This is a genomic window from Arthrobacter sp. P1_D4, from assembly GCF_056406115.1.
On the sequence record NZ_JBFUAU010000002.1, the window covers coordinates 533,806 to 556,414 of the forward strand.

A 22,609-nucleotide genomic window follows, 5' to 3' on the forward strand; every position below is an offset into this window, starting at 1 on the left:
GGGTTGTTACTTCTTGTACTTGTCGCCGACTTTTTGTGCGGCTTCCTGGCCCTTGGCCACCGCATCGGCAACGGAGCCCTGGCCGGCGATGGCGGAGCTCACACCTTGGGACACCCGGGTGCCCAGGGCCGCGAACTCGGGAATACCGACGAACTGGATGCCGACCGCCGGCCGCGGCTGGACACCGGGGTTGGTCGGATCCGCGTTCTCAATGGCGAAGCGTTCGGCCTTGAAGAACGGCGCGGCCTGCTGGAACTCGGTGTTCTCGTACGTGGAAATGCGCTTGCCGGATGGGACCTTGGACCAGCCGAGCTTGGACGCGACCAGTTCCTCGTACTTCTTCGAGCTGGCCCAGGCGATAAATTTGGCGGCAGCTTCCTGTTTCTTGGAGGCCGCCTGCATCGCCCAGGACCAGGTCCACAGCCAGCCGGAGGACTTGGTCTCTTTCACGGGCGCCTGGGCATAACCGATCTTTCCCTTCACGGGAGAGGCCTCGGCTTCCAGGGCTCCGGCCGCGGAGGTGGCGTCGTACCACATGGCGACCTTGCTTTGACTCATGTTGTTCAGGCATTCGGTGAACCCTGCCTGGGCGGCGCCCGCTTCACCGTGCTCCCGCACCAGATTGGTGTAGAACTCCGTGGCTGCGGTGAATTCGGGGGCATTGACCTTCGCATTCCAGTCCTTGTCGAACCAGGTCCCGCCGAAGGTGTTCACCACGGTGGTCAGTGGTGCGAAGACCTGGCCCCAGCCGGGCTGGCCGCGCAGGCATATGCCCTTCATCCCTGGCGCCGCCCCGTCAGCCTTGGCGGCGAGGTCGGCGACCTGGTCCCAGGTCGGCTTCTCCGGCATGGTCAGCCCTTTGGCGTCGAAGATGTCCTTCCGGTACATCAGGAAGGAGGATTCCCCGTAGAAAGGTTCGCCGTAGAGTTTGCCGTCCGTGCCGGTCAACGACGCCGTGTAGGCCGGCAGGATGTCCGCCTGGTTGAACTCGGCGTCCCTGGCCACGTTGTCCAGCGGCGCCAGCCAGCCGTTGGCGGAATAGAACGGGATCTCGTAGTTGGACAGTGACGCAATGTCGTACTGGCCGGCCTGGCTTGAGAACTCCTGGCTGATCTTGGCGCGGACGTCGTTTTCCGGCAAGACGGTGTAGTTGACCCGGATGCCGGTTTCCTTCGTGAAGTTATCAGCGGTGAGCCGCTGCAGGTCCTCCATTTGGGGGTTATTGACCATCAGGACATTGATGCTGTTCGGGTCGCCTGCGGAATTGCCGCCGCCGGCGCCTGCACAGGCCGAGGCGCTGAGTGCCACGCACAGGGCGCCTGCCGCCATGGCGACGCGTGTTTTTGCGCGCATTAAGGACTCCTTTGTTCGTCAGGGGGTGCGATGCTGCCCTACTCCGATTGCTGTGTCGGGGTGCGGGGCGGTGAGCGGGTCGAGGGCCTCAATGCCGGGTGCCTCGCTGGTGTTCCTCAAGATTAGGCTTGTGGCATAGGGCACAACTAGCGCGATGCTTGCTGAATTCTGATACTAATTTTCCGGGGGCGGCCCCATCCGGGCGCTATTCTGGGAAGAGCCGGCACAGATGCCGCACATTTGTCATGATCCGAACGCAGGGAGAACCACGATGAGCGCGGCGGACCCAGGCGGCGGCTCGGCCATCAATGACGGCGCAGCGGCCAGGCTTGCCGAAAGACTCCTGGGGATGCGGGCCAACCGTGAGGTGATTCCGGAAGACCCCAACCATTCCGTGCGCTGGCACGAGCACGACTACCCCAGCCCGGTCGCACGTTGGAACTACCATCCTGAATACGAGCTGCACCTGATCCGGAAAGGCACCGGAAAGTTCATCGTGGGAGACCACATCGGCACTTTCGAGGCCGGACACCTGGCCCTGGTAGGTTCGGGGCTGCCGCACGACTGGGTCAGCGACCTGAGACCCGGAGAAGTGCTTCAAGGCAGGGACGTCCTCATTCAGTTCGACGGAAAATGGGTCGAGAGGGCCGCCTCGATTCTGCCGGAAATGGCCGAGGTTAAACCCTTGCTGGAACAGTCCTCGCGTGGGATCGAGTTCCTCGGACGATCAGCCCGGGCCGCCGCCGTTTCCCTGGAGGCGATGGGGACCTCCACCGGATTGCAGCGGGTTCAGCATCTCTTTGACGTGTTGGCGATTCTTTCGCGTGCGCCAGAGACCGAACGGCGCTACCTCGCCGACGAATGGTTCAGGCCGCAACTGGACGGGCAGGCCGCGGCGGTGGTGGACCTCGTCCTCGAGTATGTCTTCAGCAACCACGCCGGCAGCGTCAGGATGTCCGAGGCGGCGGCGCTGGTGGGTATGTCGGAACCGACATTTTCGAAGTATTTCAAGCGCGCGACCGGCCAGAATTTCAGTGATCTGGTGCGCAAACTTCGGCTGGCCCACGCCCGCCGCCTGCTGGAGCGGAGCGACAAATCGATCTCGGACATCTGCTACGAAGTGGGTTTCACGAACCTGTCCAACTTCAACCGGCATTTCCGCAATGACGCAGGCGAAACCCCCCGGGACTATCGTCAGCGGGTGCAGCACTGACGGCAGCAGCGCGGGGTTCTGCATTCTCCCGCCCCGGAGCGCGCGAGCTGGTCACCATGGCCTGGCGATGGGCATCGGCGGTAGATTGTGGGCATGGGACAGACTTCCTCGGGCCGCCGGGATTTTCTCGCTGATCGGATCTTGGGCGTGGCGGAGTTCAGCCACGCGCATTGGTTTTTCGGCAATCTCTATGAGGTCCTCGTCAAAATCCCGCACCGCGTCGCGGCCGCTGAAGCAAGCCGTGAACTGCCCCGCTCGCCCTTTGGAGCGGGAAGCCCGGGCCGTTATTACGCACCGATTGCACCGATCAATGCGCCGGCGGCGATCGCTGCCCTCGTGGCAGGCTGGAATCATGCCGACAGCAGACCATGGCTGCTAGTTGCTGCGGCCAGCTCGACGACGGGTGCGGCCGCCACCGCCTATCTGCTCCGGTCCATCAACCCAGACCTGTTCTTCAGCCCACAACCGCTCAGTGAGACGCGCCGCAACCCCCTGCTGAAGCGGTGGTACAGGGTCCACGCCGTCAGGCTCGCCGCCAGCGCAGTTGCCCTGGCCGCCATCCACGAGGCACGAACACTCCGGCTCAGAAACCGCGGATAACAGCCAGGCGCCACAACCTGAAGGAGATCTTCATGGGCAAGCTGACAGTGACTGCTTTTTCCACTCTGGACAACATCGCCGAGGAGCCCCAGCTCTGGACGGGCCCGTTCTTCAGCGACGCCACCGTGGCCTACAACGAACAAGTTCTGGCCGGGGCGGATTCGATGCTGCTCGGCCGGGTCACCTATGACGGCTTCGCCGCCTCGTGGCCGTCGCGGTCGGGCGACTTCACCGCCGACACTTTCAACGCGATACCGAAGTATGTCGTGTCGACCACACTGGACCACGCCGGCTGGAACAACAGCACGATTATCGCCGACGACATACCCGGCCAGGTCCGCGAGCTTCGCGAGCGGGAGAACGTGCTCGTGTGGGGAAGCCCGACGCTGACCAAGACGCTCATGGAGGAGAACCTCGTGGACGAGTACGTCCTGCTGGTGTCCCCCATCGTGCTCGGGCGTGGCAGGAAAATGCTGCCGGAGGACGGAACCCGGTACACACTGCGGATCGTCGAACTTGAACTCCTTGAAGGCGGGATGCTGGCCCTCCGAATGGCGCCGGCAGGGTCCTAAGGAGAGCACATCAGAGGATGCGCCTAGCTATCGCGCTTGGGTGCCGCCCGGACATGGGTGCGCTGACCTTGTTTGCCGATAAGGCTGAGGAATTCGACCGGACCGGCGCTGGTTGCGCCGAACCAGTGCGGGGTTCGGGTGTCGAACTCCACGGCTTCGCCGGGCCTCAGGATCAGGTCATGTTCACCGAGGACCAGGCGCAAGGTGCCATTGAGGACATAGGCCCAGTCGTGGCCTTCGTGGGTGCGCAGCTGAGGCTCCTGCCCATCCCTGCCCTTGGGGAGGATGAACTTGTAGGCCTGAATGCCGCCCGGGCGGCGCGTGAGAGGCAAGATCGTCGACCCGTCCGGACCTGCGACGGGACGCAGATTGAGCCGGGGGTCGCCGGTCGGCGGCGCATCGACGAGTTCGTCGAGGGTTACCCCGTGCACGCGGGCCAGGGGGAGGAGCTGCTCGAGAGTGGGCCGCCGGAGGCCTGCTTCGAGTCTGGAGAGCGTGCTGGCGGAGATGCCTGTCTGCTCGGCGAGGTCTGCGAGGGTGACGTCCCGGCGGAGTCGCAGGCGCTTGAGACGCGGCCCGACGGCGCTGAGTGTGTGGTCGAGATCGTCGTTCATGAGGGCTATTTTGCCATTCGGCAATACCGCTTGCACATCCACCTGCCAGCCCGGGAGCATGGAATCTGAAGGCACATCAGATCGTAAGGGGTTCCACATGGCCGGGACGGCAGAGACATCGCCAGGGGAAGCAGCGGGCGGACGCGACGGTGACGCGATGACGCACAGCTTCGACAAGGACTACTGGCAACAGCACTGGGAACAGGCCCACGGTCCCGCCAAGGCAGATTCGGGAGGGGCTGCCCCGAACCCGCATCTCATCCGCGAAACCAGCGGACTCGCACCGGGAACAGCGCTGGATGCCGGGTGCGGGACAGGGGCAGAGGCGACCTGGCTCGCCGCGCACGGCTGGCAGGTCACCGGCGCCGACATTTCAGGCGCTGCCCTCGCCCAAGCGGCCGAGCGTGCCGAAGGGCAGTCTGTGTCCGGCACGGTGACCTGGGTCGAGGCGGACCTGACGTCATGGGCGCCGGGAGGCCGGTTCGACCTTGTGACCACCCACTACGCTCACCCGGCGATGCCGCAGCTTGCCTTCTACGAACGCATCTCGGATTGGGTAGCCCCCGGCGGCACGCTGTTGATCGTCGGGCACCTGCACGCTCCCGCCTCCCCGGGGCACGGGCACCGCCCTCCCCCGGAAGCGACTGTCACCCTCGCGGACATCACCGGGGGTCTCGACGCTGCCGTATGGAGCATCACGAGTGCCGAGGAGATCACGCGGACACTCCCCGGACCCGGTGACCGTGCGTTGCCGCTGCACGACGTCGTCGTGCGTGCCACCCGGCGCGGGTGACCTCACAGTTTCCGCCGCGCTGCACCCCCGGTGTTGCTCAGTCCGGCCGGCTGGCATCTACCGGGTAGGTCATGAACGCCGGCGTCTCATACGGATGGACGGACAACGCGGCATTGACGACGGCGTTACGCCGGGATCGGGGGAAGATTGCCTCGATCCGGGTTTCCGGCACCTCCTCGGAGGAACCGACGACGCCGACGAACGGGGTCGCGCCGGGTAACGGGGTAAAACGCCCGGTGCCGTCGAGGCTGAACGAGCAGTGGGCGTAATTGCCGAGCCTGCCCGCCCCGGCGTCGCCAATGGCCTGCCGGACCGCGGGCGCAGCGTCGGTGGGGACGTAGATGACCAGACAATCCATGGGCTCCATGGCAAAAAGTCTGCCACCGGGTGCCTCTCAGCGCCTAGGGTTCCAGCGAATCAGAATGTGGATGCTCCGGACTCGCCGAGCGGGTGCTCGCGCTCGATCTGGGCGACCTTCGGATCGTTCTCGTCGGCGCCGTAGTCGGAGTTGCGTGTGATGTCCTTCCCGTCGGGGAGCTTCATTGCGTGGAAGAGAAGAGACAGACCGGCGGCGACGATCAGGTTGATCGCAAACGCTGTGACGGCGATGTAGACCTGCGTGTCCGTGCCGGGAATGGCCGCGATTGAGCCGCCAAAGTGGGCTTTCGTGACGGGGTTGACCACGTTGTACGCCGCGATGGTGCCGTAGGTGATTCCGGCTGCCCAGCCGCCGAAAAGCGCCCACCGGTGGAACCAGCGCGTGTAGAGCCCGGCAACGATCGCCGGAAAGGTCTGCAGGATCCAGATACCGCCGAGCAGCTGCATGTTAATTGCCGCCGACTGGTCCATGGCAATGACGAATACCAGGGCACCGAATTTCACCACGAGCGACGCGATCTTAGAGACGTGTGCCTCCTGCCGGGGTGTGGCATCGGGCCTGATGAGATCGACGTAAATGTTGCGGGTGAACAGGTTTGCCGCTGCTATTGACATGATCGCGGCCGGGACAAGAGCACCGATGGCGATAGCGGCCAGTGCGATGCCGGCAAACCACGCAGGGAACTGGTCCAAAAACAGCTGCGGCACCACCAGTTGCGGGTTGATGGCACCGTTCAGGTCGACCGGCACGGTACCGGCAAATATGGCCGCGTAGCCCAGCAGTGCCAAAAGCCCCAGCATCAATGAGTACAGCGGGAGCACAGCGGCATTCTTACGGATCGTGTTCCTGCTCTTGGTTGCCAAGACGCCGGTGATGGAGTGCGGGTACATAAACAGCGCCAAGGCAGAGCCCAGGGCCAATGTCCAGTAGGCGGAGTAGCTGGCGGCGCCGGGGATGAACACGCCGGTGGGTTTGCCGGTGGCCGGGTTGGTCGCACCCAGTTTCGCCTCGGCGGAGTTGAAGATGGGGTCCCAGCCGCCGAACTTGATCGGCAGGTAGATGACCGCAACGATCACTGCCAGGTAAATCAAAAGATCCTTCACAACGGCGATCAGGGCCGGAGCCCGCAGGCCCGACGTATAGGTGTAAGCGGCCAGGACCACGAACGCGATGATCAGTGGCAGGTCCGTCAGCAGAACGTTCTCCGAACTGCCCAATCCCAGCACAGTGAGCACAGCCTTGATGCCGACCAACTGCAGCGCGATGTACGGCATGGTCGCGACGATGCCGGTGATGGCGACGGCAATGGTCAGGGACCTGCTGCCATAGCGGCCGCCAATGAAGTCGGCCGGCGTGACGAACCCATGTCGATGCGAGACGGACCACAACCGGCTCATCAGGAGGAATACGATTGGGTACAGAACGATTGTGTACGGCACCGCGAAGAAGCCGGTCACGGCCCCGGTGGCCCACATCGCAGCGGGAACGGCCACAAAGGTATAGGCCGTATACAGGTCACCCCCGAGAAGGAACCAGGTCACCCAGGTCCCAAACCCGCGGCCGCCGAGGCCCCACTCATCGAGGCTGTGCAGCCCCGTTTCCTCGCCCCGGCGCCACCGCGCGGCAACAAACCCCAAAACGGCCACCAGGACGAAAAGAATAATCACAATAGTGAGTGCCACGACGTTAACGGGCCGGTCCGGAGCGGCCAGCGGAAGGGCCATCCCGCTCATCGCTCCTCCCCGGGACTGGTCAGGCCGCGCACCGATTCGCGCCTGCGGCGATCCTCCTTGATCACTAGCCAGTAGGAGACCCCGACCAGGGCCGAGGTGATCGGAATCCACATCATCTGGTACCAGTAGAAAAACGGCATACCCACCCAGCGCGGCTCATCGACCGAATACGCGGGCACAAACAGCGGAACCACAATGGCGATGGTCAAAAGGATTCCGGTGATGACATATGGACCGGATCTGGCCGGCCCGCGTGTTGGCACATCGGGACTGGACATCGATGCCTCCTCATCGAGACGGCCCCGGAGCGGGAAGGCTTCCCGGGAGGTGCCGGGACCTGCAGACCGCATGTCGCAACGGTCTTTACAGAACAGAATAGACACCGGCCTTCGTCTCCGACAGGGCCAGCACGCCTCGGCGGAAGGCCGAACGGCGCGAATCGGGATGCGTGCGCCGGGTTCCGAGTTTCCGGCTCAGGCCGCTCGGTCGATCAGTCGGACCTTCCGGGGGAAATACGGCGGCTGCGCTGCGACCGTCTCAAAGACGACGAGACGGCGCACGTTTTTGAAACGATCCGGTCCGAAGACGGCATCCTCGATCTGCTCGTAAATTGCGCCTGGGGCGGCTACGAGAAGCTTCTGGTCAGCGCAGCGCCACCTCGGCAACACGATCTACGGCAATCCTCGTCCGCACCTCGGACAGCGGCGAGCAGGCGATCAATTTCAAACTGCCTTTCCCGGTTCCCCACCGTGGGTGGTCCTGCGGCCGCTGCCGGGAATTGGGGGCCAAACCCCAGGCGGAGTCGCGGCGGGCTGACATACTTTGGCGATGGCCGTCTACTTCGAATGCACAACGCGGACAAGCACGCCCAGGTCGGAATTGTTTGATCTTGCCCGCAGCATCGACGTTCACAAGGACTCGATGGCGGGGTCACGGGAGGATGCCGTCGCCGGCGTCAGGTCCGGTCTCATCTCCTTAGGAGAAGAGGTCACCTGGCGGGCCTGGCACTTCGGGATCCCATTCCGGATGACGAGCCGGATCACTCAGATGGAGGCGCCGGGGTATTTCGTCGACGAGCAGATCAAGGGTCCGTTCCGGCGGTTCAGGCACGTCCATGAGTTCAGCGAGGACGCGGAGGGAACCAGAATGGTTGACCGGATCGAGTTCGCAGCCCCATTCGGTCCAGTCGGGCGCGTAGCCGAGAAGCTCGTCCTGGCCCGCTACCTCCGCAGGCTCATCGAGGCACGCAACCGTCACCTGACCGCGGATCCGCAACCCAGATAACGATGGATTTCGCCGACCAGTTGACCCGTCCCGCTCCGGGAGCCCAGGGTGTCCATGAACAAATGGCAAGGCCATGCAACACTGGTCGGATGCCGGCGTTCAGCATCTTCACATCCAACGAGTTTTCCGATGCCGAAGTTCTCTCGTTGTACGAATCTGTGGGGTGGGCCGCCTATACCCGGTTTCCAGAACTGCTCACCAGAGCGATCCGAAGTTCCTCGTTTGTCGTGACGGCCCGGAACGCGAATGGTGAGCTTGTTGGCCTCGCGAGGGTTGTGTCGGACGATGCGACCATCTGCTATCTGCAGGACATCCTTGTATGGCCGCCTTTCCAAGGCGCGGGCGTAGGCCGGGCTCTGGTGGAGCAGGTCACGGCACGATACGCGCATGTCCGGCAAACAGTGCTCATCACTGACAATGAACCAGGGCAACGCGCCTTCTACGAAGCCATGGGCTTTATGGAGGGGTCAAACTTCGCCCCGGAACCCGTGCGTGTCTTCGCTCTATTTCGGTAGTCCCGGAGTTTCAGTTCGAAATGACTGGTATTTCCCAGGACCTTTCGTCCTGGCCGCTGCGAACAACTCAGCCTGTAAGAATGGGGCATGCCCCCGCATAGTTTTCCGATCAGACGGTTGGCCGAAGACCCGGCCCACGTCCTCGACCGCCGTCGGTGGCCAGGTAACCTTCCCCCTGTCGCACAGGTTCTGGACCAAGGGCTCGACCTGACCCCGGCCACAATCTTCGTAGGCGAAAATGGGTCGGGAAAATCCACTCTCGTGGAAGCCATTGCACAGGCTTATGGCTTGTCTCCAGAAGGCGGATCTACAGGGGCCCGCCACAGCACCCGATCCACGGAGTCCATACTTGCCGATCACCTGCAGCTTGTCCGCAACGCCGGCGGCACAAGACGCGGCTACTTCCTGCGCGCGGAAACCATGCACGGCTTCTTCACCTATCTCGAGAAGAACCCGAACACCGTGGGTCCGGACATCTCGTTCCACGACATGTCACACGGCGAATCGTTCCTGGAACTGGCAGTGGATCGTTTCCGGGGACGCGGATTGTGGGTGCTCGATGAACCGGAATCAGCGCTGTCCTTCGCGGGATGCCTCAGCCTCCTTGCGGTCTTGAAAGATCTCCTCGCCGACGGCTCCTCGCAAGTCATCATGTCCACTCACTCCCCCGTTCTTGCAGCGCTTCCAGGCGCGCAGATTCTCGAAGTCGGCCCGTGGGGACTTCGTCAGCAGGAATGGCCGGACCTCGATCTGGTTTCCAACTGGCGATCATTCCTGGACTCCCCCGAAAGATACCTGCGACTCCTATAAGCCCGGCCTGGTCGGGGTTGAACTAACGGCGTCCCCGAACGGACAATGCCTGACAACGCCAAAGGGGAACAACGAACCGCCGATCTCGGTCAACGCTAATGCGTCGAGTTTTCCCTACTGCTTTTGGGCGAGGCGCTGGAGTTGCCATGCATGCACGCCGCTCACCCAGTCCCACCCTGGAGCGGCCGATGGGCCGACCCGCGGGTCGCTGGGATCATGGGCGTCACGCAAGGCGTGCACGTACGCCCGATCCTGGTCGATCCGTGCGCGTACCTGATCAGCTCCGCCGACGGACCCGTGGCCGGGGACGAGGACATCGACGTCGCGCGCCACGCCCTCGAGCAGCCGCAGCGCGGCGAGGTAGTCCTCGATCGGGTCAGCGGTGTCGTTCAAGTCGAGCATCGGGATCAAGAGATCAGAAAGCATGTCGCCGGCGACGAGAACCCCTCGTTCCTCAATCAACAGCGCGGCGTGGCCCGGGGCATGTGCTCGATGCTCGAGGATGCGGACTTGGGGCCCATCCCAAGGAATCTCCGCCGTCCCGACGGGCAGGCCGGTAATAAGGCCGAGGAGATCCAGCGGTACCTGTTCGGGGATGCCGGCCGCCTTTGCGACCGCCTCCACTCCGCCCGACAGCCGATCCCGGGCGGTAGCCGCGCAGCGCGCGGTGCCGTAACGGGGAACCGCGCCGAGCCCGGCGGGCCAAAGCAGGTGATCCCAATGAGGATGCGTCGAGAAGCCTGCCACAACCGTCTGGCCCGAATCAGACAAATCCTTCGCGAGGCATTCCATTTCGTAGCCGTGCACCCCGGGGTCGATGAGCAACACACCAGCCCGGCCCCTTACAACAACGGCATTGCTCTGGCAGAACTCGCTCTCGTGGATCAGCACACCCTCCGCGACCTGCCTCAACACGGGCTGGCCTCGTTTACATCGCGGGTGGCGTAGTTGTCCCCCGGAACCTGCTCGACCCGCGGGTCGGTGGAGACATTCATCCAATGGTCGATGCGGCCCATCATCTCCTCTTCCTAGCAGTGTTGCGTTCTGCAACTCCTATAGCGAGGACCAAATACCTGTCAAGGATGACGCGTGGGATCACGGTTCCAGGAGAGGCACTTATCCCGATACAAGACGGTTGACCGTTTTGCTAGGATCGGACCAGTCTTTCGTCTCCCTTTCAGTGGGCGACTGCTGGATCCCGGAATTGCGACGCGACAGGGTGCTTCAGAGAAGGCCAGCGGAACTCCCGATCAACTCGCGCAGCGGGTGGGTGACGATCCTGCTTCCACGTCCCAGAGTTGAAGTTGAGGTTCACAGATGGTCATTCAGGATCGCGCGAAGGCCACCCGCGGTGCCATTGTCGTCGGCGCCGCTGCGGTCTTTGAGGAGCACGGCTACGGCAGTGCCAGCTTGACCCAGGTCTCTGAGGCGGCCAGGGTGACCAAGGGCGCCCTCTATTTCCACTTTCAGTCCAAGGAAGATCTCGCCAGGGCGGTCATCGAGGAGCAGCATCGGATCGTCGTGGCCGAAAGCGAGAGCATCCTTGCCGGGGACTGGCCAGGCCTGACGGCAATGATCCTGCTGTGCCGCGCTTTCGGTCTTCAACTGGTGCACGAGCCAGTTGTCAGGGCCGGCATCCGATTGACGTTTGAGGCGACGGCTTTTGGTCCGCCCGTGCGCGGCCCTTACGAGGACTGGGTCGCCGTAATGCAGCAGCTTACCGAACGGGCCAAGGCAGAATTGCAGGTCCGGCCCTCCGTCGACGCCGGGACATTTGCCCGATACCTTGTTGCTTCGTTCACCGGGGTTCAGATGGTCTCCGGAGTACTCACCGACCGCGCGGACGTCATGCAACGGATCGAAGAGATGTGGGAAATTGTGCTGCCGGGGATCATGCATGACGATTTCAATGGTGACCCCCATGCTCTCTCCGGACTGGTTTCCGCTGGAAGCCCCAACCCGCCGCGGAGTCCTACCCCACCATCACCGTGACAGCCTCGCACGGCCAGCGAGGGCTGCAGCCCCCGGGCAGGTGGTGCCTTGCTTGCCATCGTCGAGATTTTCTGCGAGTCCGCCTCACATAAACCGGATGACCGCCTTGTTTTAGGGTGAGTGGTCATCTATTCTTGTCTCGGATCCATTGGGGACTCCGCTCGAAGAGCGGCTGTGTCGGCGCGCATTTTTTGGGGGGCGCCGGCACAGACCCCCGGCCTGGACTGTCCGCCATGGCGATCCCAGTGAGTTCGCGGCGGCCGCCGCCGTCACTTTTGAACTTGAACAAGCCTCCGCCTATGGTGGTGGGAGGCGCCCCGATGCATCCCCCAATAGCATCGGGGCGCCCCCATTGTGCCGAGGATTGGAGCGGGACGAGTGAGGCCGTTCGGGAGCCCTCCCCTCGGCCACTACCCACGGCACAACTGCGCCGCCTACCGTCGCGACGCAAATCTCAGAGGGACAGTTTGAAGCCCACGTGCGACGCTTCGAAGCCAAGACGCTCATAGAACCGGTGTGCTGCGACCCTGGACTCGTCAGATGTAAGCTGAACCAGCCTTGCGCCACGCCGGCGCCCTTCAGCGATCGCCCACGTAATCATCGCCCCTCCAAGGCCGTTGCTCCGAAGATTAGACCGGACCCGCACTGCCTCGATCTGCAGTCGTGTAGCTCCGCCTCGGGCGAGGCCGGGGATGAATGTCAGTTGCATGGTCGCAACCACTTCATTTTCGGTTGAGACAACTACGAGAAGAAGCTGCGCGGGGTCCTCATCAATTGCCTGGAAAGCAAGATCGTAGGGATGCCGGTGCTCGATTGCAATCGAGTCGACAGAGGCCCGGAGCTGGTCGGCAGCCAGAAGCCCAACAATCGAAGCCACATCACATGATTGAGCTTTCCTGATGGTGAATGGGCCGCCAGGCAGTTCCAGTTCAGCGAGAGTCATTTCCCCAGTATTCCAGCCGTCTGAAATCAGTCAGACGCCGACCTCCGCCGGCTCGAAACTACATGGTGAATTCTGGACTGCCAATGACCAAAAAGCCGCAGGCTAGAGCCACGCGAAATTGCGGCTCCAACTTTCGGGCCACCGTTCACGAGTCCATTGAGACCTTCGGAATATCGGGCCGGGAACCCTGGGCGGGACGGATCAGGCAATAGCGGACGGATTTGCGGGCTGCGTGGCGTTGGGCCGCCGGCGTGAGGCCAGCACGCCAATGATTGCGGTCACGACGACGACAAACGTTGCCAGAACTGACGCGTTGAGGACGAGCGAGAGTTCCATTTGGTGCGGGAGAAGCATAGATTCGTCCCACCCTGCATTGTCGGCGCGATTGATGAAGTCTGCGTCGATCGGATTCCACAGGATGGCCGCGACACTGGTTGCCACCAACGCGCAGAGACTGAGGGCCAGCTGGACGAGGGACCCGACTGACGGCTTTCCATTGCGGCTTGACGGACGTTTGTCCATAACTTCCCCCGTTTAGTCTCAGTCGTGGCCGTTGCAGCCGCCGGTAATGCATTGCCCGTTGCCCACCGCCGAGGCGATGTCAGCCGGTCCGGTCGCTTCGATAAGCCCTGAGTGCGTCTTCTCTGATCCACTTTCGGGTCAGGAAAGCGTCCAGAACGCAAGAAACGCCGAGGATCGTCCAGGACGTCCAAACCGGTGCAAGGCCGGCAATCACCAAGACCCCGACAGCAACAACGAAGCCGACGGAGACGTAGCCGTAGATCCGGCGTGCACGGGTTGCAAATCTCGCCTCTTGCGTTTCGCGAAAGTAGTTCAGCATCAGTCCCCCAAGGTTCGAATCGGAGCCTACCGCACTGGCTGCACCAAATACCGAAAATGGATGCGCGCCAGATCCGGCGTTGACCCACAAGATTTCTCATCGGCACCGCTATTTGGTCTTCGCCTCCTCCGCAGCACGTTGGAGGATCCTGCACCGGCACGTCGGGTCGTCGGGTTGCCTCGAACCACGCCCCGTCTGGTTCGATGAGTGCATGGATCATTCGCAGCTGAAACTGTCCGCCCCGAAGCTCAATGCGGGCGATCGAGTCGCGGTTCTCTCCCCGTCGTTCGCCGCCCCCGGATTCGCCCCGGCCGTGCATGAGCAGGCGATGCGGCGGCTCACATCGGCCACGGGTTTGATCCCTGTGGAATTCCCGACGACGCGCAAGCTCGGTTCCAGTCCCGGGGAACGGGCGGCGGACATCAATGCGGCGTTCGCCGATCCCAGCATCCGCGCGATTCTCGCCACCATCGGCGGCGACGACCAGATCACGGTCGTACCTCATCTCGACGAGGCGACCGTGCGGTCGAATCCAAAGATTTTCGTCGGATACAGCGACAACACCAACCTGCTGAACTGGCTGTGGTCACTCGGGATACGCGGATATCACGGAGGGTCGACCCAGGTCCACCTCGGCGCCGGGCCGGGTGCTGACGACGTCCACCTCGCTTCCCTGCGGGCCGCGCTGCTCACTGGAGGCGAGCTCGAGATCACCGATCCCGGGGAGTCGGAGGACTTCGGGCCGGATTGGCTCGAGCCGCGGGCACTCGTCGAATACGGCGACCGCGAACCCACCGAACCCTGGACGTGGACAGGTCCCGGACGCACGGTCTCCGGTTACACCTGGGGTGGCTGCATCGAAGTCCTCGACCAGCTCGCCATCGCCGACAGGCTGCCCTCCGTCGACGCGCTCCGGGGCACAATCCTGATCCTCGAAACCAGCGAACTGCTGGCTCCCGCAGATTGGGTCAAGCGATGGGTTCGAGCGCTCGGCGAGCGTGGTGTCCTGGGGGCGGTCGACGGCGTGCTGGTCGCCAGGCCTCCAGTCAGCAGCCACGGACAGGTTCCGTCTGCCGCCGAACGGGCTCGGCTCCGCGCCGCACAATGCGATGCGGTCAGCACCGAAATCGCCCGATACAACCCGGCCGCCGTCGTTTGCATCGGGGTTCCCTTCGGGCACACCCGCCCGCAGTGGATCCTCCCCTACGGCGGTCGAATCCAACTCGACGGCGAAGCCAGGACGGTTACAGCCAGCTATGCCTGATCGTGGCAGGCAGTGCCAGGAGCACACGTCGGGTCATCTTCATTTCCTATGCGGTCGGACGCACGTTCTGATTTGATCGGAAGAGGTTGATGGGGTCATATGCGGCTTTGACGGCGGCCAGCCGGTCGTAGTTGGCGCCGTAGGCTGCCCTCACCCGTTCCTCCCCTTCCTGGCCAAGATCGTTGACGTACACCCCGCTAGCGGCAAAGGGCTGCATCGCTTCGAAGAAGGCGCGGGCCCAGCCGACGTGGCGCTCCGTTTCTGCCGGCTTGGACCACTGGCCCAGGATGAGGAGTTCGCTCTGGGACCGGCGATGCGGAAATGCCGTCGCCGCCGGGGGAACCCGAGCGGCCACACCGTGCAGTTGTTGCATTCCGATGCCGCTTGCCGCTGAAGGCATCTCGGCCGCAAACTGGAGCAGGACATCGATGGCGTCGGCGGTGAGGTCAGTCAAAAAGCTCGATTTCCAATAGTGGTGCCGGCCCGGCGGAAAGCCGCCGTCGTGGGCGCTTTGCCAAACGCCATAATCGGTGGGCACCACCGCGTCCACATCTGGGCCGAGGTCGCGCAGGGGCCGGAGCGCCAGCTCCGCCTCATCATGCGCGCCGCTCCAGCAGACGCCGATGCCGAAGACAGGGCGTCCTGAGGTGTCACACCCCAGACTGGCCGACATCGAGAGTTCGTCGGGGCACGAAGCGGCGAATCCGGGATAAAAGCCCAGGACCTCCCTTGTCCGTTCGGCCGGGAATGAGAGCGCTCCGGCAAGAACCTGTCCGACGGGATGCAAACGATAGGTGAAAGACGTGACAACACCGAAGTTGCCGCCGCCTCCGCGGATGGCCCAATAGAGGTCTGTGTGTTGGTCGGGGCTCGCCGTCAACAACCTGCCATCCGAAGTCACGATGTCGGCGGCCAGCACGTTGTCGCAAGCAAGCCCGTGTTTGCCGTTGAGCCAGCCGATGCCACCTCCGAGGGTCAAACCGGCGATGCCGGTAACCGACACAACTCCGAGCGGCGTGGCCAGGCCGTGCGCCTGGGTGGCGACGTCAAGGTCGACCAGGAGCGCACCCGCTCCAGCCAAGGCGACGCGCCGTTCGGCGTCGACCTGAACGTTCTTCATGCCGGAGCAATCCAGCATGAGCCCGCGGGCGCCGACGGCGTTCCCTGCCACGTTGTGGCCGCCGCCCTTGATAGAGACAGGGAGATCATTTTCCCGGGCGAAGTTCACGGCACGGCGAATATCCTCGGCGTCGGCAGGGCGGACAACGACGTCCGGACGGCGGTCAATCATCGCATTGAAGACCTTCCGGGCGTCGTCGTAGCCGGCGTCTCCGGGCCGGAACAGCCGGCCCCGGAGCGCCGAACCCAGGCCATCGACGGCGGATGGGTCAAGCGACGGTGCGGGGGTCCGGAAAGCCACGCCACGGCACCTTTCTCGTTCGAGATCGTCGAGGACGCGCGCCGGCCGGCGGCGCCGCGCTCATTTGACCGTCAATGAGCCGTGCATGTTGGGGTGGTAGTTGCAGTGAAAGGCGTAAGTCCCCGGTTCGGAAGGTGCCTTGAATGTGGCCGTGCCGCCGTTTTCCTTGACCTCGACATCAAAGAGGGTCGCATTCTGGTCCGCGGTTACCGTGTGCTCTGCGGTGTCCATGTTGATCACCTTCACCTCCGCCCCGGGAGCCACCGCACCCGGGATCTCGTAGGCGAAGTTGCTGATCGTGATTGTCGCGGCGGCGGCGTTCGCCGCCCCGCTTCCCGGCCCCGAAGTGGAGCCGGCCGGGGCAGACGGTTCCATCGACATGCTGGGCGAGGTCCCGGCGGTCGTGGCAGGGGCCGACGCCTGCGTTCCGCCGCCTCCGGCACAGCCGCTCAGCCCGATCAGTACCGTTGCCAACACAAGTGCAGTCCGTGTCTTGTTGCTCGTCATGATGTGCCGTCCTCAACGCTGGAGGGGGCTGAGAAATCAGCCCGGCTTCTTTCCATTCTGCATCCGCCACCATCAAAAAGCACCGCTGAAAAGCTCCGACAGAGAGCACGGGCCATCAGGGCTGCGTCCTGGCCTTTTGCAGGTAGGCCATGAGTCCGGCCAGTTGCTCCGGGGTCCAGGGCAGATCGGCGCTGAGGGCAGTCTTATTGTCCTGCCACATGGAACGGGCAGCGGCTTTGGTCTCTTCGCCTGCGTGGAACATGGATCCGATTTCGTCCCATGCCGTGGCCCATTCCCGGATGGACGGATCGGATACCGGCGTCCCGTTTTCGACATGCTTGAGACCCTCCTCGACCAATGCGGCCCACCGGACTTTGGCGGCCTCGATGCTGTCGCTGCCAAGTTCGGCTCTGCGGCCGGCCAGTTCCTGGCGCTGTTCTGGTGTGAAGTAGTTTTCGAGCATGGTGATCATCTCCAAAGTTGCCATGAACTGTTCCGGCACCGGCATGGTGGCCCCGTCGATACGTGAAAGCAGGTCGCGTATCCGGTCCTGGACCGCCTGGACCTGCTCGGCGTGCTGGCTAAGATGCAGCAACTGCCTTTCCAGGAGCGTGCGCAGCGAGCCAATGTCATCGGCAGGGGTTCCCAGTGCAACGCCGATTTCGGCCAGCGGGAGGCCGAGCATCTGCAGCGACCGGATCCGGTAGAGCCGCCGGACATCTTCCTCGGTGTAGCGGCGGTGGCCGGAAGCCGTCCGCCGGCCTGCCGACAGCAACCCAATCTCGTCGTAGTGATGGAGCGCCCGGACCGTGACGCCGCACGCTTTGGCAAGTTCGCCGATGCTCCATTGACCTGCGGCACCGCTCGTCTCTGTCATGTGAACAACCGTAGATCCTCACCCCGCGTGAGGATCAAGAACCTACTGGCCCGGCTGGCCGGTCCGGTCAGCCAGTCTTCCCGACGTCGGCCAGCCGGTTGTTCAGCCGGTCCACCTCGTCGAGGACTTCGGTCGCCGCCCAGGCACGGCTGCGCTTGGACTGGGTGACGGGGGTAATGACCCCGGCGGTGGAGAGCCGCTGCAGTGCGGCGTACACGGAGCTTTCGGCGACGCCGGCAATGTGGGCTGCGCTGTGGGCCTCGAATACGGGTCGCTCCAGCAGCCACGGAATGATCTTCTCGTCCGCGGATCCTCTGCGTGGCCTGGCCAGCTCCAGCCACATCGCCGGCAGCGCATCGAGGGCGGCGACGGATTCGCGGGCGGCATCCGAGGCGCGGATGGCGGAACGGGCCAGGTAGAGCACGAACGGATCGGCATCACCGGAGCGGTAGTTGTTGAGCAGGCTGAAGTAGGTGTCGACGTCGGCAACCATCGCCGACGCGATTGGGGTGACGGTGTTCCTGGTGAGCCCACGACGCCGGGAAATCGCCCCGATGAGTGCCCTCCCGATCCGGCCGTTGCCGTCGGTGAACGGGTGGATGGACTCGAAGTGGGCGTGCGCGACCGCCGCCTGCGCCATGATCGGCACGTCGCTGCGGTTGCAGAAGACGATCAGGTCTTCCATCAGGTCCGGCACGAGCTCCGGCGGGGGCGGGACGTGGATGGCGCCCCGCGGTGAATGGTCACTGCCGCCGATCCAGTTCTGAACCTCCCTGAACCGGCCGGCGTGTGGGCCGTCCATCGGGTCGTTCTTCATGAGCGTGTGATGGGCGGCCAGCATTGCCTCCAGCCGGATCTCGCCGGTTCGCCCGGCGTCGTCGATCATCCCTTGTACGGCGTCGGCGGCAGCCACCATGGAGCGGGCGTCATCACTGGCCTTGAGCCCGATCATGGCCCTGGCGTAGTCATCGCGGTTGGCGTTGACGTGCTCGATTTTGGAGGAGGAGACCGCCTCGCTGCGGAGCAGGAACCCGCTAATGGCGGCCATCCGCGTACCGGCAGTGACGTCCAGGGACGCGATGGCGACGGCGGCCTCTTCCAGGGCGACGATGGTCTCACGCCCCGGATCGAACCAGCTCCCGGCGATCAAGGGTGGCAGCGAGACCACCACCTCGGTGAATTCCCGGTCTTCGCGCGGCGGCCGCCCGGACGACTTCCAGGGCATCATCTTGCTGCCGTGCGCGGGCCAGCGGGTCATGGATCCTCCGGAAGTCTAAATAGTCACCCTACTATTTAGATTTTAGGGGCTAAGCATGAATAACGCGACGCGTGCTTAGGAAAACCCCTCGGCGGGGCGCGCTGCCCTTGATCGTCCAGCCCTAGGAGCCGGCTTCCCTCATGTCCGGCCGCGTGGCTTCCTGCAGCACCCAGCGGTTGCCATCCGGGTCGCTGAAGTAGGCGAAGGCGATTCCACCCATGTCCTGGACTTCGCTGATTTCCGCTCCCCGCCGAAGCAGCTCAGCCCGCGTGGACGCCATATCGGGGACCACCAGTTGCAGGCCCTCCAGGCTGCCCGGCGGCATGCTGGTCATTCCGGTGCCGACGACGATAGAGGCGGCGGAGCCCGGTGGCGTGAGTTGCACGACCCTCATTCCCGGGATGTATTCGACGTCGTGGTCCAGAACGAACCCGAGTCGGTCCGTATAGAACGACTTGGCCTTGTCCACGTCACTGACGGGTACTTGTACTACCTCGAGGCGCATCTCCATGCGGCTCAGAGTACCCCTGATTCCTGCTGCGCACAGGCCGTGGATCAACGGCGCGCCCTACAGTTGATGCCAGATTTTGGTCGGTCACCGCGGAGTGGAACGTGCAATCTGCGACGTACAGGAAGCATCCGATGGAGCGCCCGGGTAGTACCCAGGTACCACTTGTCCCTGTTCAGGAGTGTCCTCGGGGCCGATGTAACCTCCGGCATCCCCGGCGCCCTGAAAGTCTTGGAGGACCTGGCCGGCACGGCCGAAGCAGAGCGAGTCGGTCGGCTGATGAATTACCCGGGGTGGCAGGGGGCGGCGGCAGCCCAGATACCTGACCAGTCCTTCGCCGCCTCGGATATTCCCGTCGGACTCAACGCCCTCCTCCCCTGGTTCCGGCCGACGATCGCCGTCGGCCTCTTCAACGTGGTGGGTGAAAGGCGCGGATTGCGGGTCCCGTAATTGCACCGGGTTCACGAATATGCTCTCCACAGCCACCACAACACGGCGTGCATCGCACGGCGCAACACGCGTTGCTGCCTAGGACTCGACAAGGGGATGGATCCAGATGCTGTTGGACCAGCTTTCCGCAATACTCGCCTGCGCACTCTTGGCCGGCCTGGCTGTTTTCCAGGTGGCGCTGATCGCCGGAGCACCGCTGGGGAGAATGGCGTGGGGCGGACAACACCGCGTCCTCCCGGCCAAACTCAGAATCGGGAGCGCAGCATCCATTCCCCTGTATGCCCTCTTCGCTTATGCGGCGCTGGCCAAGTCCGGCTTTGTCCCGCTGTTGGTCAGCGAATCATTTACTGCGATCACCGTGTGGGTGCTGACGGCATACTTCGTGCTCGGAGTCCTTATGAACGCAATCTCCCGGAGCAAACCCGAACGCTTCGTCATGACCCCCACCACGATCGCCCTTGCAGCCCTCTACCTGGTCATCGCACTCCACTGATCTCGTGCCGGTGTTGGAAGCCGTAGCTGCCTCGTCCACGCGGCCGATCCGGGTGCTGCTCGTCGATGACCAACACTTGTCCGGACGGGCTTCCGCATGGTCCTGGAAGCCCAGGACGGCGTGGAAGTCGCCGGTGAAGCCGCTGACGGCAGCAGTGGCGTCGACATGTGTCGAGCTCTGGCGCCGGACGTCGTGCTGATGGATGTGCGAATGCCCGGCACGGATGGGATTGCCGCGACCCGGCGCATTGTGGAGGAGTGCCCGAACTCACGGGTCATTGTCCTCACGAGGTTCGATCTCGACGAGTATGCCTTCGCGGCCCTCCGGGCCGGTGCCAGTGGTTTTCTGCTCAAGGATGTGGGGCCAGTTGAGTTGCTCGTTTCCCTTCGGGCCGTCGCCGGAGGAGACGCCGCCATTTCCTCCCGGGTCAGCCGCCGGATGCTGGACCTCTTCAGCCAAAGGCTTCCCTCCGGTCCCCCGGCCGCGGGTGATGAAGCGGTGGCATCACTGACACAGAGGGAACGGGAAATACTCTCGGCCATTGCCCTGGGACTTACAAACACCGAGATCGGGGAACCACTGACTGTGGCGGAATCAACAGTCAAAACCCACGTGGGCCGCATCCTCATGAAACTCGGGCTGCGCGACCGTGTGCACGCCGTCATCTTCGCCTACGAACATGGCCTGGCCAGCTACCGGCGGCCGAACTGACTGCTGGTCCGATGGCGAGAAATGCACCTATAGGACGCAGCGGGACGGTCAGGCCTGGCTCAGCGCCTTGGCCTTTACGGCGTCGAATTCGGCCTGGGTCAGGGTGCCGGCGTCGAGGAGTTCCTTGGCCTTTGCGATTTCCTGGGAGGGGGACGACTTGGCCACGGAGCGGATGTATTCCGTTGTTGCGGCTTCGGCCCGCTGGGCACTGCGGGCCTGGCGCTCGGCCATGCTGCGGCCCCGCGCGATCAGGTACACGAGAACCGTGAGGAACGGCACAAAGACCAGGAAGATGATCCACACAGCCTTGAGCCAACCGCTGAGTTCGTGGTCCCGGAAAATATCCGAGATAACTGCAAACAGCGCGAAAAGATACGCGATGAACGCGAATGACCAAAAGAACAGCCAAATGAAGTTCCAGAATTGCTCCACGGGAGCCATCCTTCCGTTCTGAGGACGCCCTGCTGGCATCCTTAAGCGCCAAACTAGCCCCCCGGGCCGTACGCCGTTAGGACCAAAGGGCCCGAATTCAGCGCGGGAGCGCCACTGTGCGGGGTCAGCAGAAGGAAGTGCGGAGCAGGCGCGGGATGGCGGAACCGGAAGCGGCGGGCCTAAAAGAAATGCAGCTCACTCGCAGCATCCGGCGAGGGGTGCACCACGGGAGCCTGGCCAAGTTCGAGCAGGATGTCGTTAATACTCAGCTGGCCGTCCAACTGAGGATCCAGCTGCACCGGAACACCAGCCTCCGGAACGGCGTCGCTACTCATGCCACGATCATATGTGCGGACAGCCCCTGGGTCGGGGGGCCACGCCGACCGGGATCACGGACGGGGGTCCCCCCGGGGCCACGCGGACCAGGGGCGTCATTCGCCGTCGTAGGCCTCTTGCAGGGCGGCGATGTCCAGCTTGCGCATGGCGAGCATTGCCTGCATGGCACGCTGGGCGCCGTCGGGGTCGGGGCCGGCGAGCAGTTGTCCCAGCACGGCCGGAACCACCTGCCACGAGACCCCGTACCGGTCCTTGAGCCAGCCGCACTGGCCTTCCTGGCCGCCGTCGGTCAGGGCCGACCAGTAGCGGTCCACTTCCTCCTGCGACGCGCAGTCGATCACAAAAGACACTGCCTCATTGAAAGTAAAGGCCGGACCCCCGTTCAATGCCGTGAAGGTGCGCCCGTCAAGCAGGAACTGAACGGTGATGGCCTGGCCGGCGGGCCCGGGACCGCCGTCGCCATACCGCGAGACATCGAGGATTTTGCCGCCGTCGAAGATGGAGACGTAGTACTCGGCGGCTTCCTCGGCCTGACTGTCGAACCACAGGCAGGTGGTGATCTTTTCGCTCACAGCGCTCCCCTTGCGTTTGCCGTGCCGCCGGCAGACTCCGGCGGCGATCAGCGGCATGGGGCCGAGCCTAGCCCGGAGGTGACTTCATACACAACGGTGCCCGCCCGGAGCCCATCCGGACGGGACTAGGCTTGGATGT

The 22,609-nt window shown here is 63.8% G+C and carries 28 protein-coding genes and 1 pseudogene; 12 read left to right on the forward strand and 17 right to left on the reverse strand.

Features of this window, described 5'->3' with window-relative positions; genetic code table 11:
* Nucleotides 1-6: 6 nt before the first annotated feature.
* Complete coding sequence (locus AC1D0A_RS03470; protein ID WP_243177439.1) at nt 7-1,353, reverse strand: ABC transporter substrate-binding protein; 1,347 nt, start codon at nt 1,351-1,353, stop codon at nt 7-9.
* A 271-nt stretch (nt 1,354-1,624) separates the two neighbouring features.
* Between AC1D0A_RS03470 and AC1D0A_RS03475 the strand changes: the two genes are divergently transcribed.
* From AC1D0A_RS03475 to AC1D0A_RS03485, 3 genes are all read left to right on the forward strand, one after another.
* Complete coding sequence (locus AC1D0A_RS03475) at nt 1,625-2,566, forward strand: AraC family transcriptional regulator (RefSeq protein WP_243177438.1); 942 nt, start codon at nt 1,625-1,627, stop codon at nt 2,564-2,566.
* A gap of 93 nt (nt 2,567-2,659) precedes the next feature.
* Nucleotides 2,660-3,166 carry a hypothetical protein gene (locus AC1D0A_RS03480; protein WP_156945092.1) on the forward strand — a complete coding sequence of 169 codons (507 nt, stop codon included), beginning with the start codon at nt 2,660-2,662 and terminating at the stop codon, nt 3,164-3,166.
* A 32-nt stretch (nt 3,167-3,198) separates the two neighbouring features.
* A complete protein-coding gene (locus tag AC1D0A_RS03485; protein ID WP_243177437.1) occupies nt 3,199-3,738 on the forward strand; it encodes a dihydrofolate reductase family protein in 540 nt (179 codons plus the stop codon).
* A gap of 23 nt (nt 3,739-3,761) precedes the next feature.
* Here AC1D0A_RS03485 and AC1D0A_RS03490 read toward each other — a convergent pair whose 3' ends face one another.
* Entirely contained in the window at nt 3,762-4,352 is a 591-nt protein-coding gene (locus tag AC1D0A_RS03490; RefSeq protein WP_476944643.1) for a helix-turn-helix domain-containing protein, read from the reverse strand.
* Nucleotides 4,353-4,449: 97 nt separating this feature from the next.
* Between AC1D0A_RS03490 and AC1D0A_RS03495 the strand changes: the two genes are divergently transcribed.
* Entirely contained in the window at nt 4,450-5,145 is a 696-nt protein-coding gene (locus tag AC1D0A_RS03495; RefSeq protein ID WP_243177435.1) for a class I SAM-dependent methyltransferase, read from the forward strand.
* A gap of 37 nt (nt 5,146-5,182) precedes the next feature.
* On the opposite strand, the gene AC1D0A_RS03500 is transcribed toward AC1D0A_RS03495, so the two are convergent.
* From AC1D0A_RS03500 to AC1D0A_RS03510, 3 genes are read right to left on the reverse strand one after another with little or no spacing between them, the layout of a single operon-like run.
* Nucleotides 5,183-5,503 carry a hypothetical protein gene (locus tag AC1D0A_RS03500; RefSeq protein WP_476945250.1) on the reverse strand — a complete coding sequence of 107 codons (321 nt, stop codon included), beginning with the start codon at nt 5,501-5,503 and terminating at the stop codon, nt 5,183-5,185.
* Nucleotides 5,504-5,562: 59 nt separating this feature from the next.
* The gene (gene mctP / locus AC1D0A_RS03505; RefSeq protein WP_243177434.1) at nt 5,563-7,257 is read right to left on the reverse strand and encodes a monocarboxylate uptake permease MctP; all 1,695 of its coding nucleotides are present in this window, start codon (nt 7,255-7,257) and stop codon (nt 5,563-5,565) included.
* Nucleotides 7,254-7,535 carry a DUF3311 domain-containing protein gene (locus AC1D0A_RS03510; protein WP_043435481.1) on the reverse strand — a complete coding sequence of 94 codons (282 nt, stop codon included), beginning with the start codon at nt 7,533-7,535 and terminating at the stop codon, nt 7,254-7,256. The genes mctP and AC1D0A_RS03510 overlap by 4 nt, the downstream gene beginning before the upstream one ends.
* 550 nt (nt 7,536-8,085) lie before the next feature.
* Here AC1D0A_RS03510 and AC1D0A_RS03515 point away from each other — a divergent pair.
* The 3 genes from AC1D0A_RS03515 to AC1D0A_RS03525 all read left to right on the forward strand — a co-directional run bounded on the left by AC1D0A_RS03515 (nt 8,086) and on the right by AC1D0A_RS03525 (nt 9,866).
* Nucleotides 8,086-8,541, forward strand: coding sequence for an SRPBCC family protein (locus AC1D0A_RS03515; protein ID WP_476945201.1), 456 nt, complete (start codon nt 8,086-8,088; stop codon nt 8,539-8,541).
* A 2-nt stretch (nt 8,542-8,543) separates the two neighbouring features.
* Nucleotides 8,544-9,056, forward strand: a complete 513-nt coding sequence (locus AC1D0A_RS03520; protein WP_476945202.1) for a GNAT family N-acetyltransferase — start codon at nt 8,544-8,546, stop codon at nt 9,054-9,056.
* Nucleotides 9,057-9,143: 87 nt separating this feature from the next.
* Nucleotides 9,144-9,866, forward strand: a complete 723-nt coding sequence (locus AC1D0A_RS03525; protein ID WP_476945203.1) for an AAA family ATPase — start codon at nt 9,144-9,146, stop codon at nt 9,864-9,866.
* Nucleotides 9,867-9,980: 114 nt separating this feature from the next.
* On the opposite strand, the gene AC1D0A_RS03530 is transcribed toward AC1D0A_RS03525, so the two are convergent.
* Entirely contained in the window at nt 9,981-10,781 is an 801-nt protein-coding gene (locus AC1D0A_RS03530) for an MBL fold metallo-hydrolase (RefSeq protein WP_476945204.1), read from the reverse strand.
* A 402-nt stretch (nt 10,782-11,183) separates the two neighbouring features.
* Here AC1D0A_RS03530 and AC1D0A_RS03535 point away from each other — a divergent pair, with 402 nt between their 5' ends.
* Nucleotides 11,184-11,858, forward strand: coding sequence for a ScbR family autoregulator-binding transcription factor (locus AC1D0A_RS03535; protein WP_243177430.1), 675 nt, complete (start codon nt 11,184-11,186; stop codon nt 11,856-11,858).
* Nucleotides 11,859-12,312: 454 nt separating this feature from the next.
* Here the strand turns inward: AC1D0A_RS03535 and AC1D0A_RS03540 are convergent, their stop codons facing one another.
* From AC1D0A_RS03540 to AC1D0A_RS03550, 3 genes are all read right to left on the reverse strand, one after another.
* The gene (locus tag AC1D0A_RS03540) at nt 12,313-12,801 is read right to left on the reverse strand and encodes a GNAT family N-acetyltransferase (protein ID WP_476945205.1); all 489 of its coding nucleotides are present in this window, start codon (nt 12,799-12,801) and stop codon (nt 12,313-12,315) included.
* 201 nt (nt 12,802-13,002) lie between these two features.
* The gene (locus tag AC1D0A_RS03545; RefSeq protein ID WP_243177428.1) at nt 13,003-13,242 is read right to left on the reverse strand and encodes a hypothetical protein; all 240 of its coding nucleotides are present in this window, start codon (nt 13,240-13,242) and stop codon (nt 13,003-13,005) included.
* A 160-nt stretch (nt 13,243-13,402) separates the two neighbouring features.
* Nucleotides 13,403-13,732 (reverse strand): hypothetical protein, encoded by a 330-nt coding sequence (locus AC1D0A_RS03550; RefSeq protein ID WP_476945206.1) that lies wholly within the window; start codon nt 13,730-13,732, stop codon nt 13,403-13,405.
* Between the two features lie 121 nt (nt 13,733-13,853).
* On the opposite strand from AC1D0A_RS03550, the gene AC1D0A_RS03555 reads away from it, so the two are divergent.
* Nucleotides 13,854-14,906, forward strand: coding sequence for a S66 family peptidase (locus tag AC1D0A_RS03555; RefSeq protein ID WP_476945207.1), 1,053 nt, complete (start codon nt 13,854-13,856; stop codon nt 14,904-14,906).
* A gap of 46 nt (nt 14,907-14,952) precedes the next feature.
* On the opposite strand, the gene AC1D0A_RS03560 is transcribed toward AC1D0A_RS03555, so the two are convergent.
* The 5 genes from AC1D0A_RS03560 to AC1D0A_RS03580 all read right to left on the reverse strand — a co-directional run bounded on the left by AC1D0A_RS03560 (nt 14,953) and on the right by AC1D0A_RS03580 (nt 19,479).
* Entirely contained in the window at nt 14,953-16,326 is a 1,374-nt protein-coding gene (locus AC1D0A_RS03560) for an FAD-binding oxidoreductase (protein WP_476945208.1), read from the reverse strand.
* Nucleotides 16,327-16,386: 60 nt separating this feature from the next.
* Nucleotides 16,387-16,833: a cupredoxin domain-containing protein gene (locus AC1D0A_RS03565; RefSeq protein WP_243177424.1), complete on the reverse strand. Its 447-nt coding sequence runs from the start codon at nt 16,831-16,833 to the stop codon at nt 16,387-16,389.
* A gap of 115 nt (nt 16,834-16,948) precedes the next feature.
* Complete coding sequence (locus tag AC1D0A_RS03570) at nt 16,949-17,710, reverse strand: MerR family transcriptional regulator (protein ID WP_476944473.1); 762 nt, start codon at nt 17,708-17,710, stop codon at nt 16,949-16,951.
* Between the two features lie 67 nt (nt 17,711-17,777).
* The gene (locus AC1D0A_RS03575; protein ID WP_243177422.1) at nt 17,778-18,968 is read right to left on the reverse strand and encodes a Fic family protein; all 1,191 of its coding nucleotides are present in this window, start codon (nt 18,966-18,968) and stop codon (nt 17,778-17,780) included.
* A gap of 121 nt (nt 18,969-19,089) precedes the next feature.
* Nucleotides 19,090-19,479, reverse strand: coding sequence for a VOC family protein (locus tag AC1D0A_RS03580; protein ID WP_243177421.1), 390 nt, complete (start codon nt 19,477-19,479; stop codon nt 19,090-19,092).
* A 162-nt stretch (nt 19,480-19,641) separates the two neighbouring features.
* On the opposite strand from AC1D0A_RS03580, the gene AC1D0A_RS03585 reads away from it, so the two are divergent.
* The 3 genes and pseudogenes from AC1D0A_RS03585 (at nt 19,642) to AC1D0A_RS03595 (ending at nt 21,130) form a co-directional block, all read left to right on the forward strand.
* Entirely contained in the window at nt 19,642-19,926 is a 285-nt protein-coding gene (locus AC1D0A_RS03585) for a hypothetical protein (protein ID WP_476945209.1), read from the forward strand.
* A 106-nt stretch (nt 19,927-20,032) separates the two neighbouring features.
* A complete protein-coding gene (locus AC1D0A_RS03590; protein WP_243177419.1) occupies nt 20,033-20,419 on the forward strand; it encodes a hypothetical protein in 387 nt (128 codons plus the stop codon).
* Between the two features lie 46 nt (nt 20,420-20,465).
* A pseudogene (locus AC1D0A_RS03595) lies at nt 20,466-21,130 on the forward strand (response regulator).
* Nucleotides 21,131-21,178: 48 nt separating this feature from the next.
* Here the strand turns inward: AC1D0A_RS03595 and AC1D0A_RS03600 are convergent.
* From AC1D0A_RS03600 to AC1D0A_RS03610, 3 genes are all read right to left on the reverse strand, one after another.
* Nucleotides 21,179-21,571 carry an SHOCT domain-containing protein gene (locus tag AC1D0A_RS03600; RefSeq protein ID WP_043436041.1) on the reverse strand — a complete coding sequence of 131 codons (393 nt, stop codon included), beginning with the start codon at nt 21,569-21,571 and terminating at the stop codon, nt 21,179-21,181.
* A gap of 170 nt (nt 21,572-21,741) precedes the next feature.
* The gene (locus AC1D0A_RS03605; protein WP_156945122.1) at nt 21,742-21,897 is read right to left on the reverse strand and encodes a hypothetical protein; all 156 of its coding nucleotides are present in this window, start codon (nt 21,895-21,897) and stop codon (nt 21,742-21,744) included.
* A gap of 96 nt (nt 21,898-21,993) precedes the next feature.
* Nucleotides 21,994-22,527 (reverse strand): VOC family protein, encoded by a 534-nt coding sequence (locus AC1D0A_RS03610; RefSeq protein WP_476945210.1) that lies wholly within the window; start codon nt 22,525-22,527, stop codon nt 21,994-21,996.
* Nucleotides 22,528-22,609: the final 82 nt, after the last annotated feature.

Coding starts and splice junctions, on each gene's coding strand:
- AC1D0A_RS03540 (WP_476945205.1), bottom strand. CDS start 12,801: ATGACTCTCGCTGAACTGGAACTGCCTGGCGGCCCATTCACCATCAGG.
- AC1D0A_RS03500 (WP_476945250.1), bottom strand. CDS start 5,503: ATGGATTGTCTGGTCATCTACGTCCCCACCGACGCTGCGCCCGCGGTC.
- AC1D0A_RS03490 (WP_476944643.1), bottom strand. CDS start 4,352: ATGAACGACGATCTCGACCACACACTCAGCGCCGTCGGGCCGCGTCTC.
- AC1D0A_RS03575 (WP_243177422.1), bottom strand. CDS start 18,968: ATGACCCGCTGGCCCGCGCACGGCAGCAAGATGATGCCCTGGAAGTCG.
- AC1D0A_RS03525 (WP_476945203.1), top strand. CDS start 9,144: ATGCCCCCGCATAGTTTTCCGATCAGACGGTTGGCCGAAGACCCGGCC.
- mctP (WP_243177434.1), bottom strand. CDS start 7,257: ATGAGCGGGATGGCCCTTCCGCTGGCCGCTCCGGACCGGCCCGTTAAC.
- AC1D0A_RS03580 (WP_243177421.1), bottom strand. CDS start 19,479: ATGGAGATGCGCCTCGAGGTAGTACAAGTACCCGTCAGTGACGTGGAC.
- AC1D0A_RS03605 (WP_156945122.1), bottom strand. CDS start 21,897: ATGAGTAGCGACGCCGTTCCGGAGGCTGGTGTTCCGGTGCAGCTGGAT.
- AC1D0A_RS03610 (WP_476945210.1), bottom strand. CDS start 22,527: ATGCCGCTGATCGCCGCCGGAGTCTGCCGGCGGCACGGCAAACGCAAG.
- AC1D0A_RS03475 (WP_243177438.1), top strand. CDS start 1,625: ATGAGCGCGGCGGACCCAGGCGGCGGCTCGGCCATCAATGACGGCGCA.
- AC1D0A_RS03600 (WP_043436041.1), bottom strand. CDS start 21,571: ATGGCTCCCGTGGAGCAATTCTGGAACTTCATTTGGCTGTTCTTTTGG.
- AC1D0A_RS03485 (WP_243177437.1), top strand. CDS start 3,199: ATGGGCAAGCTGACAGTGACTGCTTTTTCCACTCTGGACAACATCGCC.
- AC1D0A_RS03495 (WP_243177435.1), top strand. CDS start 4,450: ATGGCCGGGACGGCAGAGACATCGCCAGGGGAAGCAGCGGGCGGACGC.
- AC1D0A_RS03535 (WP_243177430.1), top strand. CDS start 11,184: ATGGTCATTCAGGATCGCGCGAAGGCCACCCGCGGTGCCATTGTCGTC.
- AC1D0A_RS03515 (WP_476945201.1), top strand. CDS start 8,086: ATGGCCGTCTACTTCGAATGCACAACGCGGACAAGCACGCCCAGGTCG.
- AC1D0A_RS03570 (WP_476944473.1), bottom strand. CDS start 17,710: ATGACAGAGACGAGCGGTGCCGCAGGTCAATGGAGCATCGGCGAACTT.
- AC1D0A_RS03565 (WP_243177424.1), bottom strand. CDS start 16,833: ATGACGAGCAACAAGACACGGACTGCACTTGTGTTGGCAACGGTACTG.
- AC1D0A_RS03470 (WP_243177439.1), bottom strand. CDS start 1,353: ATGCGCGCAAAAACACGCGTCGCCATGGCGGCAGGCGCCCTGTGCGTG.
- AC1D0A_RS03555 (WP_476945207.1), top strand. CDS start 13,854: ATGGATCATTCGCAGCTGAAACTGTCCGCCCCGAAGCTCAATGCGGGC.
- AC1D0A_RS03510 (WP_043435481.1), bottom strand. CDS start 7,535: ATGTCCAGTCCCGATGTGCCAACACGCGGGCCGGCCAGATCCGGTCCA.
- AC1D0A_RS03520 (WP_476945202.1), top strand. CDS start 8,544: ATGGATTTCGCCGACCAGTTGACCCGTCCCGCTCCGGGAGCCCAGGGT.
- AC1D0A_RS03480 (WP_156945092.1), top strand. CDS start 2,660: ATGGGACAGACTTCCTCGGGCCGCCGGGATTTTCTCGCTGATCGGATC.
- AC1D0A_RS03590 (WP_243177419.1), top strand. CDS start 20,033: ATGCTGTTGGACCAGCTTTCCGCAATACTCGCCTGCGCACTCTTGGCC.